17 protein-coding genes are annotated in these 16,568 nt (G+C 69.0%); 3 read left to right on the top strand and 14 right to left on the bottom strand.

Features of this window, described 5'->3' with window-relative positions; genetic code table 11:
• Complete coding sequence (locus tag ABD204_RS09915) at positions 1 to 576, top strand: DUF3043 domain-containing protein (protein WP_322597635.1); 576 nt, start codon at positions 1 to 3, stop codon at positions 574 to 576.
• Here the strand turns inward: ABD204_RS09915 and ABD204_RS09910 are convergent.
• The 5 genes from ABD204_RS09910 to dnaE all read right to left on the bottom strand — a co-directional run bounded on the left by ABD204_RS09910 (position 551) and on the right by dnaE (position 7,999).
• Positions 551 to 1,597, bottom strand: coding sequence for a quinone-dependent dihydroorotate dehydrogenase (locus ABD204_RS09910; RefSeq protein ID WP_194425320.1), 1,047 nt, complete (start codon positions 1,595 to 1,597; stop codon positions 551 to 553). The genes ABD204_RS09915 and ABD204_RS09910 overlap by 26 nt on opposite strands.
• A gap of 48 nt (positions 1,598 to 1,645) precedes the next feature.
• Complete coding sequence (gene nrdR / locus ABD204_RS09905; protein ID WP_194425321.1) at positions 1,646 to 2,137, bottom strand: transcriptional regulator NrdR; 492 nt, start codon at positions 2,135 to 2,137, stop codon at positions 1,646 to 1,648.
• An 8-nt stretch (positions 2,138 to 2,145) separates the two neighbouring features.
• On the bottom strand, positions 2,146 to 3,447 hold the full coding sequence (gene hisD / locus ABD204_RS09900; RefSeq protein ID WP_194425322.1) for a histidinol dehydrogenase: 1,302 nt from the start codon (positions 3,445 to 3,447) through the stop codon (positions 2,146 to 2,148).
• Positions 3,448 to 3,470: 23 nt separating this feature from the next.
• Positions 3,471 to 4,433: a hypothetical protein gene (locus ABD204_RS09895; RefSeq protein WP_194425323.1), complete on the bottom strand. Its 963-nt coding sequence runs from the start codon at positions 4,431 to 4,433 to the stop codon at positions 3,471 to 3,473.
• Positions 4,434 to 4,528: 95 nt separating this feature from the next.
• The gene (gene dnaE / locus ABD204_RS09890; RefSeq protein WP_206697572.1) at positions 4,529 to 7,999 is read right to left on the bottom strand and encodes a DNA polymerase III subunit alpha; all 3,471 of its coding nucleotides are present in this window, start codon (positions 7,997 to 7,999) and stop codon (positions 4,529 to 4,531) included.
• 116 nt (positions 8,000 to 8,115) lie between these two features.
• Between dnaE and ABD204_RS09885 the strand changes: the two genes are divergently transcribed.
• On the top strand, positions 8,116 to 8,592 hold the full coding sequence (locus tag ABD204_RS09885; RefSeq protein WP_194425325.1) for an NUDIX hydrolase: 477 nt from the start codon (positions 8,116 to 8,118) through the stop codon (positions 8,590 to 8,592).
• A gap of 17 nt (positions 8,593 to 8,609) precedes the next feature.
• On the opposite strand, the gene ABD204_RS09880 is transcribed toward ABD204_RS09885, so the two are convergent.
• The 9 genes from ABD204_RS09880 to murC all read right to left on the bottom strand — a co-directional run bounded on the left by ABD204_RS09880 (position 8,610) and on the right by murC (position 16,102).
• Positions 8,610 to 9,518: an RluA family pseudouridine synthase gene (locus tag ABD204_RS09880; RefSeq protein ID WP_206697574.1), complete on the bottom strand. Its 909-nt coding sequence runs from the start codon at positions 9,516 to 9,518 to the stop codon at positions 8,610 to 8,612.
• Positions 9,519 to 9,531: 13 nt separating this feature from the next.
• A complete protein-coding gene (gene lspA / locus ABD204_RS09875; RefSeq protein ID WP_194425327.1) occupies positions 9,532 to 10,098 on the bottom strand; it encodes a signal peptidase II in 567 nt (188 codons plus the stop codon).
• Positions 10,095 to 10,718: a DivIVA domain-containing protein gene (locus ABD204_RS09870; protein ID WP_194425328.1), complete on the bottom strand. Its 624-nt coding sequence runs from the start codon at positions 10,716 to 10,718 to the stop codon at positions 10,095 to 10,097. Before ABD204_RS09870 ends, lspA begins: the two co-directional genes overlap by 4 nt.
• 115 nt (positions 10,719 to 10,833) lie before the next feature.
• The gene (locus ABD204_RS09865; protein WP_194425329.1) at positions 10,834 to 11,136 is read right to left on the bottom strand and encodes a YggT family protein; all 303 of its coding nucleotides are present in this window, start codon (positions 11,134 to 11,136) and stop codon (positions 10,834 to 10,836) included.
• Positions 11,137 to 11,139: 3 nt separating this feature from the next.
• Entirely contained in the window at positions 11,140 to 11,607 is a 468-nt protein-coding gene (locus tag ABD204_RS09860; RefSeq protein WP_194425330.1) for a cell division protein SepF, read from the bottom strand.
• Between the two features lie 51 nt (positions 11,608 to 11,658).
• Positions 11,659 to 12,348 (bottom strand): YggS family pyridoxal phosphate-dependent enzyme, encoded by a 690-nt coding sequence (locus ABD204_RS09855; RefSeq protein ID WP_194425331.1) that lies wholly within the window; start codon positions 12,346 to 12,348, stop codon positions 11,659 to 11,661.
• Between the two features lie 3 nt (positions 12,349 to 12,351).
• Positions 12,352 to 13,527: a cell division protein FtsZ gene (ftsZ, locus tag ABD204_RS09850; protein WP_194425332.1), complete on the bottom strand. Its 1,176-nt coding sequence runs from the start codon at positions 13,525 to 13,527 to the stop codon at positions 12,352 to 12,354.
• Positions 13,528 to 13,699: 172 nt separating this feature from the next.
• Positions 13,700 to 14,578 (bottom strand): FtsQ-type POTRA domain-containing protein, encoded by an 879-nt coding sequence (locus ABD204_RS09845; protein WP_322597636.1) that lies wholly within the window; start codon positions 14,576 to 14,578, stop codon positions 13,700 to 13,702.
• 108 nt (positions 14,579 to 14,686) lie between these two features.
• Entirely contained in the window at positions 14,687 to 16,102 is a 1,416-nt protein-coding gene (gene murC / locus ABD204_RS09840) for a UDP-N-acetylmuramate--L-alanine ligase (protein WP_194425333.1), read from the bottom strand.
• Between the two features lie 106 nt (positions 16,103 to 16,208).
• Here murC and ABD204_RS09835 point away from each other — a divergent pair, with 106 nt between their 5' ends.
• Positions 16,209 to 16,565 carry a GntR family transcriptional regulator gene (locus ABD204_RS09835; RefSeq protein WP_194425334.1) on the top strand — a complete coding sequence of 119 codons (357 nt, stop codon included), beginning with the start codon at positions 16,209 to 16,211 and terminating at the stop codon, positions 16,563 to 16,565.
• Positions 16,566 to 16,568 lie beyond the last annotated feature (3 nt).

The raw sequence follows: 16,568 nt of genomic DNA, 5'->3' as shown, positions 1-16,568 counted from the left end.
GTGCCCCACACCCCCGCCGCACCGGCGCCCAAGGACGAGTCGACCGAGACCGAGACGTCGGCCACCGGCAAGGGCCGCCCCACCCCGTCCCGCGCCGAACGCGAGGCCGCCCGCAAGCGTCCCCTCGTGCCCGACACCAAGGAGGCGAAAGCGCGGCAACGCGCCGAGCTCGCCGCCAAACGCGAGAAGGCACGCCAGGGCATGGCCGCCGGCGAGGAGAAATATCTCCCGCAGCGCGACAAGGGGCCGCAGCGCAAGTTCGTGCGCGACTTCGTCGATGCCGGATGGCACCTCGCCGAGTTCGTCATGCCCGCGATGATCCTCGTGATCATCGCGACGCTCGTGCCGGTGGTCGAAGTGCAGTACTACGCGCTGCTGGCGCTGTGGGGTTTCATCATTTTCGTCGTCGGCGACATGGTCTACACCTCGATCCGTGTCAGAAGTGCGGCGAAGACGAAGTTCGGCGAGGGCCGCGTGGAGAAGGGCCTCGGCTGGTACGGGGCCATGCGGATCGTGCAGATGCGCTTCCTGCGCCTGCCCAAGCCGCAGGTCAAGCGGGGTGAGTACCCCGCCTGAGCGCGGTCAGGCGCCGGTTGATCTGGCGTGCCCACAGCGGTCCGCGGTAGAGGAACGCCGTGTAACCCTGGACGAGGGTCGCGCCGGCGTCCAGGCGCTCCTGCACATCATCACCGGTCTCGACCCCACCGACGGAGATGACGCAGAAGTCGGGGTCCGGGACGGCGGCGCGCACGATACGGAGCACCTCCAACGCACGTCGACGCAGGGGGCCGCCGGACAGACCGCCCGCGCCCGCCGCGGCGACCACATCGTCGTCGGTGTTCAGGCCCTCGCGGGAGATCGTCGTGTTCGTCGCGATGAGGCCGGCCAGGCCCAGATCGCGCGCGAGCACCGTGACGGCGGTCACCTCGTCGTCGGGGAGGTCCGGAGCGATCTTGACCAGCAGGGGGGTGTCCCCCGAGGCGTCGCGCACCGCTTCCAGGAGCGGGCGCAGCGTCTCCACGGCCTGCAGCCCACGCAGACCCGGTGTGTTGGGTGAGGACACGTTGACCACGAGATAGTCGGCGATCGGTGCGAGCAGGCGCGTGCTTCGAAGGTAGTCCTGCGTCGCGGCGTCCACGTCGACCACACGGCTCTTCCCAATGTTCGCGCCCAGCACCGCGCGGGAGCGGCGACGGCGAAGACGCAGTAGGCGGAGGGCCGCCGCCTCGGCGCCGTCGTTGTTGAAGCCCATGCGGTTGATCACGGCACGATCCGGGATCAAGCGGAACAGTCGTGGCCGGGGGTTCCCGGGCTGCGCGATCGCGGTGACCGTGCCGACCTCCACGTGCCCGAAGCCGAGGGCGTACAACCCGGCCGCTCCGTGCACGTTCTTGTCGAATCCGGCGGCGACCCCGAAGGGGGATGCGAAGTCGAGACCGAGGGCGCTCGTGCGCAGATCGGGCGTCGGTGCCGTGAACCGGCGGACGAACGAGGACACACCGGGTAGCCCGAGCCCACGGATGACGAGCATCGCGGCGTGATGGGCCGTCTCGGGATCCATACGGGTCAGGACGGTCCGGAAGAGGAAGGGATACATCCCTCCCAGGTTATCGGTGGCGCGGGCACCCGGTGATCAAGCGAACCTTCACCCCTCCGCGGACTCGTCTTCCCCCGGTCGGCTGTGACGGTCCGGGTGGTCGAGTCGGAGTTGGTCGATCGCCGCTTCGAAGTCTTCGAGGGAGTCGAACGCCTGGTAGACACTCGCGAAGCGGAGGAACGCGACTTCGTCGAGGTCGCGCAGAGGTCGGAGGATCGCCAGACCGATCTCATTGGTGTCGATCTGCGACGAACCGGTTTGGCGGATCGCCTCCTCGACCGTCTGGGCCAGGACCGCCAGGTCACTCTCGGTGACGGGCCGCCCCTGGCAGGCCTTCCGCACGCCGCTCATGACCTTCTCCCGGCTGAACGGCTCGATGACGCCGGACCGCTTGATCACGTTCAGGCTCGCCGTCTCGATCGTGGAGAACCGCCCACCGCACTGCGGGCACTGACGACGTCGACGGATGCTGAGACCGTCGTCACTCGTGCGCGAGTCGATGACACGCGAGTCGGGATTCCGGCAGAACGGGCAATGCATGAGGGCTCCTACGCCTCGAAGCGCGCCGTGACGGCTTCACCGTGCGCGGGAAGCTCCTCCGCCTGGGCCAACGCGACGATGCCGTCGGCGACCGCGGCGAGGGCATCGCGGTCGTAGTGGATGACCTGCTGCGGGCGCAGGAAGGTCGAGGCGGACAGGCCCGAGGAATACCGCGCCTGCCCCCCGGTCGGCAGCACGTGGTTGCTGCCCGCGAGGTAGTCGCCGAGACTGACCGGCGAGTAGGCGCCGACGAAGACCGCACCGGCGTTGACGAAACGCTCCACGCCAGGATCGTCGAGGAAGACCTCGAGGTGCTCGGGGGCATAGGCGTTGCTGAAGGCGATCGCGGTGTCGACGTCGTCCACGAGGACCGTCGCGGACTGGACACCCCGGAGAGCCTCGGTCGCGCGCGCCGCGTTCCTCGTACCGGCCACGCGGGCCCGCACCTCGCGCTCGACCGCCTCCGCCAGTTCGGATGACGGGGTCACCAAGACCGCCGAGGCCTGTTCGTCATGCTCGGCCTGACTGATGAGGTCAGCCGCCACCAGGCGGGGATCGGCGCCGGCGTCGGCGACGATGAGGATCTCGGTCGCGCCCGCTTCGGAGTCCACACCCACCAGGCCGGCGACGACGCGCTTGGCCGATGCGACGAAGTTGTTCCCCGGGCCGGTCACGACGTCGACGGGATCGAGGTCGATCTCCGGGACACCGTGCGCGAACGCCGCCACCGCGCCGGCGCCGCCGACGGCGTAGACCTCGTCGATGCCCAGCAGACGGGCCGCCGCGAGGATGTCCGGGTGGACACGTCCGTCGTGATCCGCCTGCGGGGGTGAGGCCAGCGCGATCCGTTCCACCCCGGCCACCTGCGCGGGCACGACGTTCATCACCACCGACGAGGGGTAGACGGCCTTGCCGCCGGGCACATACACGCCCGCGCGGCCGACCGGGCGCCAGCGCTGCTCGACGACCGCTCCCGGTGCCACCTGTGTCCGCTGTACCGGCGGCACCTGCGCCGCCGACGCCCTCCGGACGCGGTCGATGGCCTCCTCGAGTGCCGCGCGCACCTCAGCGTCGAGTCGCGCAAGCGCCTCGTCGAAGTGCTCCCGCGGCACGCGGAGGGCGTGCCCCTGGACCCCGTCGAAGCGGGAGGCCTGCTCGCGCAATGCGACCTCGCCGCGTTCGGCGACGTCGGAGACGATCGCCGCGGCGGCCGTCAACGCGTCGGCGCGGGCGACCCCGGCGCGCGGGACGGCGGCGAGCAAGTCCGAGGCCGTGAGCGAGCGGCCTCGGAGATCGATGGTGCGGAGCATCCGTCTAGGTTAACCGCTGGCGTTCAGCCGCGCGTGACGCCGTCGACCTCGTGGAGGTAGCCGACCGTGCCGTCCTCGTCGCGGACGACGAAGACGGCACCGCGGTCTTCGATGACGAGCGCCCACGCGGTCGGGCCGATGCGGAACAGCGGCGCCCCGGTCTCGTCGACCACATCGCGTTCCTCGGGCACGAGCGCCCAGAACGCCTGCTGCCGAGCGGGGCGGTCGATCTCGATCGTCTCGTCGCCGTCGACCGGCTCGAACGTGCCGCGGGTCTGGCTGGGGGTGAACTCGTCCGCGTCGGAGCCGTCCGTGGCGGGTGCGTCGTAGCGCGCTTCGCCGGTCCACTCCGCGCCCGGTGCGGTGTCGTCGGCCGACACCGCAGCAGGCTCCGGCACGGGGCGCGGTTCGACCGCGCGCACCGGACGGGCGTTGCGGTGCGCGGGGACCTCCGGGCGCGCCTGGAAGTCCTGGGAGAACGGCGGGATCAGCGGCGCGAAGACGGTGAGCACGACGCCCGCGAGCATCAGGGCCAACTCGACCCAGATCACCCAGGAGCGCAGCCACAGCCCGCTGTCGATCGCGACCGCGACCGTTTCCCAGACCATCTGCAACCACAGCAGCGCCGCAAAGGAGAAGACGACCGAGGCGAACTGGTCGATGCCCAGCGACCCGACCCTTCGGATGCCCTGCGGCGATAGACGGCGAAGGGCCAAGAGGAAGACGGCGACCGTCGGCAGGCCGATCGTGATGATCCACAGCAGGCCGGAGGTCCAGACCGAGTCGAAACGCGCGACGGTCACGGAGAAGAAGGAGACGACGAAGGCGACGAGCCAGACGCCTCCCAGTGTGATCTCACGGATCGTGAAAGGACCGACCCCGTACTGCGGCGCAGGACCGTCGTGGACCTCTGCCTCGGTGGCCGTGGCGGAGGCGGAGGCGGAATCCAGCGTCTCGGTGGTCTCGTCGTACTGCTCGTCGGTCACAATCGTCCTTCCCTGCGCGATGTGCTCGCACGTCGTCCGATCCTACTCGCGCCGGATGAGACGCACATGAGACGACGCGCCTCGGGCGCGCCGTCTCAGCCCAGGCAGTTCGGTCCGAGCAACCCCTTGAGGTCACCGTAGAGGTCTGCCGACACGGTGACCGGCATCGGCACCTCGAAGACCTTCGCGGTGCCGCCCTTATGCAGCCGCAGCGTGACCTCGGTGTCGCCGGCGTGACGCCGGAGCACATCCGCCAGGTCGTTCACGAGAGACTCGGTGGCGCGTTGCTCGGGGACCGCCAGGACCAGGGGCCCCGCGGGGTCGAAGGTGCCCAGGTCCGGGACGAATGCCGCCTGCGCGTGGAGGTTGAGTCCGTCATCGCGACGGGAGACGCGGCCGCGGACGACGAGGATCGAATCCGGCTGGAGCATCGACTGGAACTCGGTGTACGTCTTGCCCATGAACATGACGGTCACCTCGCCGTCGAAATCTTCGACGGTGACCATCCCGTAGGGGTTGCCGCTGGATTTCGCCACACGGTGCTGGACGCTCGTGAGAAGGCCCGCGACGGTCACCTGGTCGCCGTCCTGCAACTCCTCGGAGGCCAACAGGTCGTGGATCGAGATCGACGCGTGCTTTGCGAGGGGGATCTCCAGCCCGGCGAGGGGATGATCGGAGACGTAGAGGCCGAGCATGTCGCGTTCGAACGCGAGCTTGTCCTTCTTGGTCCACTCGGGACGATCCGGCACCTTCGCGACCTGCTGCGGCTCGTCATCGCCCCACAGACTGTCGAAGTCGAAGCCCACCTCGCCGTGCGCCTCGCGTCGTTTGTCGAGCACCGCCTGTTCGACCGCGTCCTCGTGGATCTCGACCAGGGCGCGCCGCGTGTGACCCATCTCGTCGAAGGCACCGGCCTTGATGAGCGACTCGACCGTCCGCTTGTTCGCCACCTGCGCCGGGACGCGGTTCAGGAAGTCGTGGAACGACGTGAACGGTCCGCTCTGCCGGGTCTGCACGATCGCTTCGACGACGTTCGCCCCGACATTGCGGACCGCCTCCAGCCCGAAGCGGATGTCTTCGCCGACGGCGGCGAAGAAGCGGATCGACTCTCCGACGTCCGGCGGGAGCACCTTGATGCCCATGCGACGGCATTCGTTGAGGTAGACGGCGAGCTTGTCGCGCGAGTCGCCGACGCTGGTCAGCAGCGCGGCCATGTACTCGGCCGGATAGTGGGCCTTCAGGTAGGCGGTCCAGTACGACACCAGCCCGTAGGCGGCGGTGTGCGCTTTGTTGAACGCGTAATCGGCGAACGACTCCAGCACGCGCCACAGCGTGCCCTGCGCCTCCTCGGAGAAGCCACGCTCGGTCATCCCGCCGAAGAAGATCTCCTTCTGCTTGTCGAGCTCGGACTTCTTCTTCTTGCCCATGGCGCGCCGCAGCAGGTCGGCCTGTCCGAGTGTGTAGCCGGCCACGCGCTGCGCCACCGCCATCACCTGCTCCTGGTACACGATGAGCCCGTACGTCGTGTCGAGGATGTCGGCCAGCGGTTCGGCCAGTTCCGGATGGATCGGCTCGATGTCCTGTTGGCCGTTCTTGCGCAACGCGTAGTTGATGTGCGAATTCACGCCCATCGGTCCCGGGCGGTACAGCGCGAGCACGGCGGAGATGTCCTCGAAGTTGTCGGGCTTCATCAGCCGCAGCAGGGACCGCATGGGTCCGCCGTCGAGCTGGAAGACACCGAGCGTGTCACCGCGCGCGAGCAGCTCGTAGGACGCCTCGTCCTCGAGGTCCAGGTCTTCCAGGATGAGGGGTTCGCCGCGGTTCATCTCGATGTTCTCGAGCGCGTCGTTGATGATCGTGAGGTTGCGCAGCCCGAGGAAGTCCATCTTGATCAGGCCGAGGGACTCGCACGACGGGTAGTCGAACTGTGTGACGATCTGACCGTCCTGCTCGCGGCGCATGATCGGGATGATGTCCAGGAGCGGCTCGCTGGACATGATCACACCGGCCGCGTGCACGCCCCACTGGCGCTTCAGGTTCTCCAGCCCCACGGCGGTGTCGAAGACCGTCTTGGCCTCGGGGTCGGTCTCGACGAGCGTGCGGAACTCCACCGCTTCCTTGTAGCGAGGGTGCTCTTTGTCGAACATGCCGGTCAACGGCACGTCCTTGCCCATGACCGCGGGGGGCATCGCCTTGGTCAGCCGCTCCCCCATGCTGAACGGGAACCCGAGCACGCGCCCGGCGTCCTTCAACGCCTGCTTCGCCTTGATCGTTCCGTACGTGACGATCTGCGCGACGCGCTCGTCGCCGTACTTCTCCGTGACGTACTGGATCACCTCGCCGCGGCGACGGTCGTCGAAGTCGACGTCGAAGTCGGGCATCGAGACGCGGTCGGGGTTGAGGAACCGCTCGAAGATGAGCCCGTGCTTGAGCGGGTCCAGGTCGGTGATCTTCATCGCGTACGCGACCATCGAACCGGCCCCCGAACCGCGCCCCGGCCCCACCCGGATCCCGTTGTCCTTGGCCCAGTTGATGAAGTCGGCGACCACGAGGAAGTAGCCCGGGAACCCCATCTGGGTGATCACACCGGTCTCATACTCGGCCTGCTTGCGCACCTCGTCCGGGATGCCGCCGGGGTAGCGCTCGTGGAGGCCTTTCTCGATCTCCTTGACGAACCAGGAGTCCTCGGTCTCCCCCTCCGGGACCGGGAAGCGCGGCATGTAGTTCGCGCTGGTGTTGAACTCCACCTGGCAGCGCTCGGCGATCAGCAACGTGTTGTCGCAGGCGGACGGGTTGTCCCGGAAGACCTGGCGCATCTCGGCGGGCGACTTGATGTAGTAGCCGTCGCCGTCGAACTTGAACCGCTTCGGATCGTCGAGGGTCGATCCCGACTGCACGCACAACAGCGCCGCATGGCTTTTCGCATCGTGCTGGTGGGTGTAATGCGAATCGTTGGTGGCCAGCATCGGGATGTCGAGATCCTTGGCGATCTTCGTGAGGTCCTCGAGGACGCGTCGTTCGATCGACAAGCCGTGATCCATGATCTCGGCGAAGTAGTTCTCCTTGCCGAAGATGTCCTGGAACTCCGCCGCCGCGGCGCGTGCCGCGTCGTACTGTCCCAGACGCAGCCGCGTCTGGATCTCGCCCGAAGGGCACCCCGTCGTGGCGATGAGGCCCTTGGAGTATTTGTGCAGGAGCTCGCGGTCCATGCGCGGCTTGAAGTAGTAGCCCTCCATGCTCGCCAGCGACGACAGCCGGAACAGGTTGTGCATCCCCTCCGTCGACTCCGACAGGAGGGTCATATGGGTGTACGCGCCCGCACCGGAGACGTCGTCACTCACCTGCTCGGGAGAGCCCCATCGCACCCGCGCCTTGTCGGACCGGTGCGTTCCGGGGGTGACGTAGGCCTCGATGCCGATGATCGGATTGATGCCGACGTCCTTGGCGGCGTTGTAGAACTCGAACGCCGCGAAGGTGTTGCCGTGGTCGGTCACCGCGATGGCGGGCATCTCGAGGCGGGCCGCCTCCTGCACCATCGAGGTGATGCGGGCGGCGCCGTCGAGCATCGAGTATTCGCTGTGCACGTGCAGATGGACGAAGGAGTCGGATGCCACCCGTCGAGTCTAAGTCGCGCCTCGGACCGCGGGCCCGGACCGCTCAGCGGGTCGGCTAGCGTGGAGCCGTGCCCACCCCTGACTTCATCCTCGACCTGCGTCGTTTCATCGGTACGCGCCCGCTCTTTCTGACCGGCGTGACCGCGGTCGTCATCCGGGGCGATGAGGTACTGCTGGGCCGCCGCTCGGACAACAACGCGCTGACCCCGGTGACCGGCATCGTCGACCCGGGTGAGGAGCCCGCAGATGCGGCCGTGCGGGAGGCGGAGGAGGAGGCCGCGGTGGGCATCCGGGTCGATCACCTGGCGTGGGTCCATCAGATCCCGCGGATCGTCTACGCCAACGGCGATCAGACCGACTATCTCGATCTGACCTTCCGCTGCTCGTGGGTCTCCGGCGAGCCGTACCCCGCCGACGGCGAGATGACCGAGGTCGGCTGGTACGCCGTCGACGATCTGGAGGCCCTCGACCTCGACGCCGACATGCGCGCGCGGATCGCCGCGGCCCTGGTCGACGGCCCGACGGCCTTCGAAGGCGGTCGCTGAGCGGCCCGACCCTCCGATCAGTCCTCGGCGAGCAGATCCAGCGCGTGGGCGAGGTCGTCCGGGTACGCGGAGGTGAATGTGACCCACTCCCCCGTGACCGGGTGGCCGAAGGCGAGCTGTCGGGCATGGAGCCACTGGCGGATCAGGCCCAGCCGTGCGGACAGTGTGGGGTCGGCGCCGTAGAGCGGGTCACCGACGCACGGGTGACGATGGGCGGCCATGTGCACACGGATCTGGTGGGTGCGCCCGGTCTCGAGGTGGATCTCGAGCAGGGACGCGCCCCGGAAGGCCTCGAGCGTCTCATAGTGGGTGACCGAGTCCTTGCCCGCCGGGGTGACGGCGAACTTCCACGAGTGCGAGGGGTGGCGGCCGATCGGCGCGTCGATCGTCCCGGCGAGTGGGTCCGGGTGACCCTGCACGACGGCGTGGTAGATCTTCTCGACCTCGCGTTCCTTGAACGCGCGCTTGAGCGCCGTGTAGGCCCGTTCCGTCTTCGCGACGACCATGAGCCCGCTGGTGCCCACGTCGAGGCGGTGCACGACGCCCTGTCGCTCGGGTGCTCCGCTGGTGGCCACGCGGAATCCCCCCGCGGCCAGGGCGCCGAGGACGGTCGGACCCTCCCAGCCGACGGAGGGGTGCGCCGCGACACCGGAGGGCTTGTCCACGACGACCATGTCGTCGTCGTCGTACACGATCCCGAGGTCGGGCACCTCTACGGGGACGACCTCCGGTTCGCGGCGGTCCTCCCAGGTCACCTCCACCCAGGCACCGGCTTCCAGCCGGTCTGACTTGCCCAGCTTCCGCCCGTCGGCCAGCACGCCACCGGCTTCGGCGACGTCGGCGGCGAACGTGCGCGAAAAGCCCAGCATCTTCGCCAGTGCGGCGTCCACGCGCGCACCCTCGAGGCCGTCGGGGACGGGGATCATGCGGGTGGGCACGTCAGTCGCCCACCGGCTCGTCCGAGACGGTGGGCACGTCCGCCGACTCCCGGGTGCCGTCCAAGCGCACGCCGCGCAGGATCAGGACCGCCACGACGATCATCATGGTCACGATGAAGATGTCGGCGACGTTGTAGATCGCCGGGTTCATCCAGAACCACATCCACGGGGTGAGGATGAAGTCCACGACGTGTCCGATCCCGAATCCCGGCTCGCGGAACAGGCGATCGAACAGATTGCCCAGCACGCCGCCGAGCAGCAGACCGAGCGTCACGGCCCACACGCGCGAGCGGACCGACCGGATCACGATGACGGGTATCGCGACGGCGACGACGCCGAGGGCGATCGTGAAGATCCAGGTGTACCCCTCGCCCAGCGAGAACGCGGCCCCCGGGTTGTACACCAGATACCACTGGAGGAATTCCCCCCACACCGGGACGGCTTCGCGAAGCGGGAGGTTCTCGATCGCGAGATACTTCGACAACTGGTCGGCGGCCAGCACCGACGCCGCGAGGATCGCGACGAGGATGCCGGCCGCCGCCGTGTGAAGAGGGGCTCGGCCTCTCAAAGGCCGATCGCCGACACCGGGGTCGAGCCCGACGAGGTCGACGTGGTCTCGAGGTCGCGGAGCTTGCCCTCGATGTAGCTGCGCAGCTGAGCGCGGTAGTCGCGCTCGAAGTTGCGCAGCTCGGTGATGCGGCCTTCCAGCGTGGTGCGGTCGCGCTCGAGGCGCGCCATCTCGTCGCGACCCTTCGCCTCCGCCTCGGCGACGATGGTCGCCGCCCGGGACTGCGCGTCGGCGATCAGCTGGTCACGCTGCGCCTGGCCCTCGGCCACGTACTCATCGTGCAGGCGCTGGGCCAGCTCGATGATGCCCGCGCTCTGCGCACCGGCGGCCCCACCGGCCGCGGCGGGGGCCTCGGCTGCGGGTGCCTCGGCGGCGGGGGCCTCGGCTGCGGGTGCCTCGGCGGCGGGGGCCTCCGCGGCGGGGGCCGAGGCGGCGGGAGCCTGCTCGCCCGACTCGTATGCGGCGAGCTTGGACTTCAGCTCCTCGTTCTCCGCGATGGTCTTGCGCCACTCCACGACGATCTCGTCGAGGAAGTCGTCCACCTCGTCCGGGTCGAAGCCCTCCTTGAACCGGACGTGCTGGAACTGCTTGGTGACGACGTCATCGGGGGTCAATGCCATGGGTGGTACCTCTTTCGAGCGCGTTTCGCTGGCCGATGCGGGGCCCGAGGGCGGATGCCGACGGGGTCGCTATCAGGAAAGCATAGCCGGGGGTTCGGGGGGTGTCGAAGGGGGATCAGCTCGCCGCGATCGACCGTGTCACCGAGAGGAGGATGAAACAGACCAGCATCGTCAGGGCGAAGCCGAAGTCGATGGCCACCGCGCCGACGCGCAGCGGCGGGATGAAACGACGGAAGAGTCGGATCGGCGGGTCGGTGATCGTGTAGACGAGTTCGGCGACGACGAGGCTGAAGCCGCGCGGCCGCCATTCCCGGTTGAACACCGGGATCCACTCGAGCACGAGGCGACCGAGCAGGACGAAAACATAGATCAGCAGCAGGAAGTTGAGGATCCCTGCGACGATCTGGAGGACGCCCACGACCTACGAGGTGTGTGCGAACGGCACGGCGTCGGGGTCGGCCTGCGCCACGGCACCCTCACCCGACACCGAGACGTTCTCGGGCGAGAGCAGGAACACCTTGCTGGTGACGCGCTCGATACGTCCGTACAGACCGAGCGACAGACCACTCGCGAAGTCGATGAGTCGGCGCGCGTCGGCATCGCTCATCTGCGAAAGGTTGATGATCACCGGCACGCCCTCACGGAAGCTCTCGGCGATCACCTGTGCGTCGCGGTACTGCTTCGGGTGCACCGTCAGGATCTCGCTGACCTGGGTGGCGACCGGCTGGCGCACGACGGCGGGGCGGTGGATCGGCGTCACCGGCGCGGTGGTCTTCTCCGTCGCCTGCGGCTTGCGGGAGGTCTGCTGCTGAGGCTCGGCCTCTTCGTAGACCTCTTCTTCGTCTGCGAGTCCCAGGTACACCATGGACTTCTTCAGCACGTTCGACATCGTTCCTCCCTGTTCGCCTGTCGGCGAGGATCGCTCATCCTGGTTCCGAGGTTAACCGCGGTCGGGCCTCGGACCGGTGATTGCCGAGCCGATCCGCAGGTGTGTCGCACCCGCGGCGATCGCCTCGGCGAAGTCGGCGGTCATCCCCGCCGACATCCAGGTCGCCTGCGGTGCGATCATCCGCACCCGCTCGGCGAGGTCGGCGAGTGCCGCGAACGCGGGCGCCGGCTCCGCACCCAGCGGCGCGACGGCCATGACGCCGCGCAGCGTGAGTGTCTCGCACGCTTCGACGTGCTCGGCGAGACGCTCGAGTCCCCCCGGGGCCACCCCACCACGGGCGGGGTCGTCGGTGAGGTTGACCTGCAGCAGCACATCCAAGTCGGGCATGCCCTCACCCGCACGATCCAGCGCATCGGCGAGCTTCTCGCGGTCCACGGAGTGCACGACCGACGCTGCCGCACGGATGGCGCGTGCCTTCTTGGTCTGCGCCTGCCCGATGAAGTGCCACCGCAGTCCGTCACGAGGACCGACCAGCTCCGCCTTCGCGCTGAATTCCTGCTGCCGGTTCTCCCCGACGTCGCGCACGCCCAGATCGTACAGATCGGTCACGAGGTCGGCCGCGTGGAACTTGGTGACCACGATGCGCGTGATCTCCTCAGGCGCACGACCGACCGCCCGCGCCGCTTGCGCGACGCGGGCGTCGATGTGCGCCAGACGCTGCGCGAGGGACGGGTCCGCCATGGACTACTTCAAGAAGTCCGGGATGTCGAGGTCGTCGTCGTTGAACGCCGAGTCGTAGGACGACTCGGGCAACGCCGGAGCGGCGACCGAGACCTTCTCCACGGGCGCCGGGACGGGCGCCGCCTCCTCGTCGCGTTCCTTCGCCGCATCGTCGGCAGAGGTCGAGGGGAGCACGGGGGTGGCCGCGGTGGTCACCCGCGCCGATCCGACCGGGTCGAGACGGAGCGAGGGTTCTCCCCCGTCGAAGCCCGCGGCGATCACCGTGACACGAACCTCGTCGCCGAGGGTGTCGTCGATCACCGTGCCGAAGATGATGTTCGCCTCCGGATGCGCGGCCTCCTTGACCAGCTGGGCCGCGTCGTTGATCTCGAAGATGCCGAGATTCGACCCACCCTGGATCGACAGCAGTACACCGTGTGCCCCCTCGATCGAGGCCTCCAGCAAAGGCGACTCGACCGCCAGCTCGGCCGCCTTGATGGCCCGGTCGGCCCCTCGGGCGGAACCGATGCCCATCAGCGCCGATCCCGCACCCTGCATGACCGATTTGACGTCGGCGAAGTCAAGGTTGATCAGACCGGGCGTGGTGATGAGGTCGGTGATGCCCTGCACACCGGCCAGCAGGACCTGGTCCGCGGTGGCGAAGGCCTCCATCATCGAGATGCCGCGATCGCTGATCTCCAGGAGCCGGTCGTTGGGCACCACGATGAGGGTGTCGACCTCTTCCTTCAGCTTCGCCACGCCGGACTCCGCCTGGCTCTGCCGACGACGCCCTTCGAAGGAGAACGGCTTGGTCACGACACCGATGGTCAATGCGCCGATCGATTTGGCGATCTTGGCGACCACCGGCGCACCGCCGGTGCCGGTCCCGCCACCCTCGCCCGCGGTGACGAACACCATGTCGGCGCCACGGAGGGCTTCCTCGATCTCATCGCCGTGATCCTCGGCCGCGCGTCGACCCACCTCGGGGTCCGCTCCGGCTCCGAGACCGCGGGTGAGCTCGCGGCCGACGTCGAGCTTGACGTCGGCGTCGCTCATCAGCAGTGCCTGGGCGTCGGTGTTGACCGCGATGAACTCGACGCCGCGAAGGCCGAGTTCGATCATGCGGTTGACCGCGTTGACGCCGCCGCCGCCGACGCCGACGACCTTGATCACCGCAAGGTAGTTCTGGTTCTGGCTCATGCGGGCCTCCGTCTCATCCGAACCCAACCTTCAACCTCTACTAGAGGCTTAAAGAATTGCCCGGTATGCAATTCCTGAGAACGAACGTATGCGCCCGAGGCGCCTGCGTTCGGAGGGTCGCGGCGTGTCGCGCAAACCTCATCCGCGACAGGTCCGAACCGCCGCCACGACGTCAGCCGACGACGACGACATCCGGCGAGGACACGTCGTAGAGGGCGACGTCGTCCGGCGGGGTCACGCCCATCTGCCGTTCGAGGACGAGCGCCTTCAGGGCCGAGTCGTCGGCGTTGCCCCAGACGACCTGCGTTCCGGTCCCGCCGAGGGTGAGCGTCACATCGTCCGCGGAGGTCGCCGCCACCTCGGTGACCTGTGCGCGTATCGCCTCGGGCAGGCTCCGGACGACCTTTCCCACCGCCTCGAACGCCGCGGAGTCGGTCCCGCCGACGACGTCGAGCACGGGCGCCCCCTCGGGGAGGTCGGGCGTCGTCGACAGGGCGACCCCCGCGGCGTCGACGAGCGTGAACCCGGCGGGGCCTGCCACCACGCCGATCGGTGTGCGCTCCACGATCCGCACCACGAGTTCGTGCGGTGGCCGCGCCTCGAGGGTGTAGGTCTCAACGAGGGGGAAGGTGACCAAAGCCGCCTTGACGGCACTCTCGTCGACGAGGGGCATGGGGGTACCGAGCTGCCCTGCCAGCGCCTCCTCGACCGTCTGGGCGTCGAGGGCGTCGGCGCCCACCACGCGGATACTCTCGACCGCGAACAACGGGGAGTAGGCGGCTCCGAGGCTGACCACCACGAGTGTGACCAGTGCACCCACCGACCACAGCCACACTGCACGGCGTCGGCGCTGTCGCACGGTGAACCGCCGCATCTCGGCCCGCAGCGCGCGGCGTCGCGCCCGCGCCGCACGCCACACACCGCGCCACCCTGTCTGCTCGGGCTCGTCGCCGGTCTCGCCCTCGGGGCGTGGGCCTTCCCCGGAACTGCGACCGGCGACCTCCTCCAGGTCCACGACCGGGGCGAGGGGTTCCGGGGGCGGCGGGTCCACGGGGCGCGCATCGGCCGGATCCGACTCGACATGCGGGATTCGCGAGGCCCCGTCGTCGCGGTTCGGGCGCGGCGGCGGAGGAAGCGGTGACGGCCGGCGCACCGGGTGCTACTCCCTTGCCGCGGCGTCCGTGTCGCCCGCGAGGGCCTGGAGCACCTGTGGGATGATCAGGTGCACGTTTCCGCATCCGAGGGTGATGATGTAATCGCCGTCTCGGGCGACGGCGGCCGTGTGGTCCGCGGCCGCCTGCCAGTCGGCGACGAAGTGCACGCGACCCTGGTCGGCGAACGCCTCTGAGACGAGCGCGCCGGTCACCCCGGGCACCGGGTCCTCCCGCGCACCGTAGACGTCGAGGACGACCGTGTGGTCGGCGAGCGTCTCCAGGACCTCTGCGAACTCCCGGTACATCGCCTGCGTCCGGGAATAGGTGTGGGGCTGGTGGAGCGCGATGATGCGCCCGTCGCCGACGACGGTACGGGCCGCGGACAAGGCGGCCGCGACCTCGGTCGGGTGGTGCGCGTAGTCGTCGAACACACTGACGCCGCGTTCGACGCCGTGCAGTTCGAAGCGACGCACGGTTCCCGAGAACCCTTCGACGGCGCGCACGGCCGACTCGAGCCGCCAACCGAGGCTGAGCAGCACCGCGACCGCTCCGGTGGCGTTGATCGCGTTGTGCGCGCCCGGGATCGGGAGCTGCGCGTCGACACGTTGCCCCGCGTATTCGACGGCGAAGGCCACCGGCCCGTCGGTACGGATGTCGACCAGTCGCACGTCCGCGTCCGGGCTCTCCCCGAAGGTCACGACGGTGTCGTGGGAGATGCGCTCCCGCACACGTCGCGCGCCCCTGTCGTCGGCGGAGATGACGACGGCTTCGCGCGCCCCGTCCGCGAAGCGGGCGAAGGCGTCGTCGAAGGCCTCCGCCGTGCCGTAGTGATCGAGGTGATCGGCGTCGATGTTGGTGATGAGCGCGATGGAGGTCTCGTACAGAAGGAACGTGCCGTCCGACTCGTCTGCCTCGATGACGAAGAGATCATCGGCCCCCATGCCGCTGGAGGCGCCGAGCTGCGCGATGACGCCGCCGCTGACGAACGTCGGGTCGTCGCCGAGGTCGCGCAGGGCCGTGACGATCATGCCGGTGGAGGTCGTCTTTCCATGGGCCCCGGCCACCGAGACGAGGCGGCGGCCTCCGATAAGCCAATACAGCGCCTGCGATCGGTGGATCACATGCAGTCCGCGCTCCTTCGCGAGGAGGAACTCGGGATTCTCCGGCCAGATGGCACCGGTGTGCACGACGGCGTCGACGTCACCGGCCAGGTTGGCCGCGTCGTGCCCGACATGGACCGTCGCGCCGAGCTCGGCGAGTTCCCGGAGCGCGTCGCTGTCGGCGCGATCCGATCCGGACACGCGGATGCCGCGCTGCAGGAACATCCGCGCCAGCCCCGACATGCCGGAACCGCCGATGCCGATGAAGTGGGCAGCCTCGATCCGCTCGGGGATCGGGAGGGAGAGGTCGGGTCTGATCATGACCCGACAATCCTAGGCCGGGCCGGGCCCCCGGCTCTTCCCGGCGCGCTGGGAGGGTGCTGATTGTGTTGACACGAAGCATAGGCTGCGGCGAGGATGAGCGCCGATGAGATTCACCGTCGACGCCGCCCTCTCCGTCCCGCCGTTCGAGCAGTTGCGCACCCAGATCGTCCACGCCGTTCGGGAAGGAGCCCTCGCACCGGGGACACGGCTGTCCCCGGTGCGCGCACTGGCCCAGGAGCTCGGGGTGGCGCCCGGCACCGTGGCGCGCGCCTACCGGGAGCTCGAGGCCGCGGGCATCATCGAGACCAACGGGCGCGCGGGGACCTTCGTGGCGATGTCGTCCGATCCGGCACGGCGTCGGATCGAGGTCGCCGCGGCGGAGTTCGCCGCACAGGTGCGGGCGGTGCGCATGGATCCCGAGGAAGCCCTGACCGTGGTGACGGACGCGCTGCGACGGTGACCT

The sequence above is a fragment of the Microbacterium aquimaris genome (assembly GCF_039531285.1).
GTDB classification, from domain to species: Bacteria; Actinomycetota; Actinomycetes; order Actinomycetales; family Microbacteriaceae; genus Microbacterium; species Microbacterium aquimaris.
The sequence above is the reverse complement of the archived record's forward strand: the minus strand, read 5'-3'. Positions and strand labels throughout refer to the sequence as shown.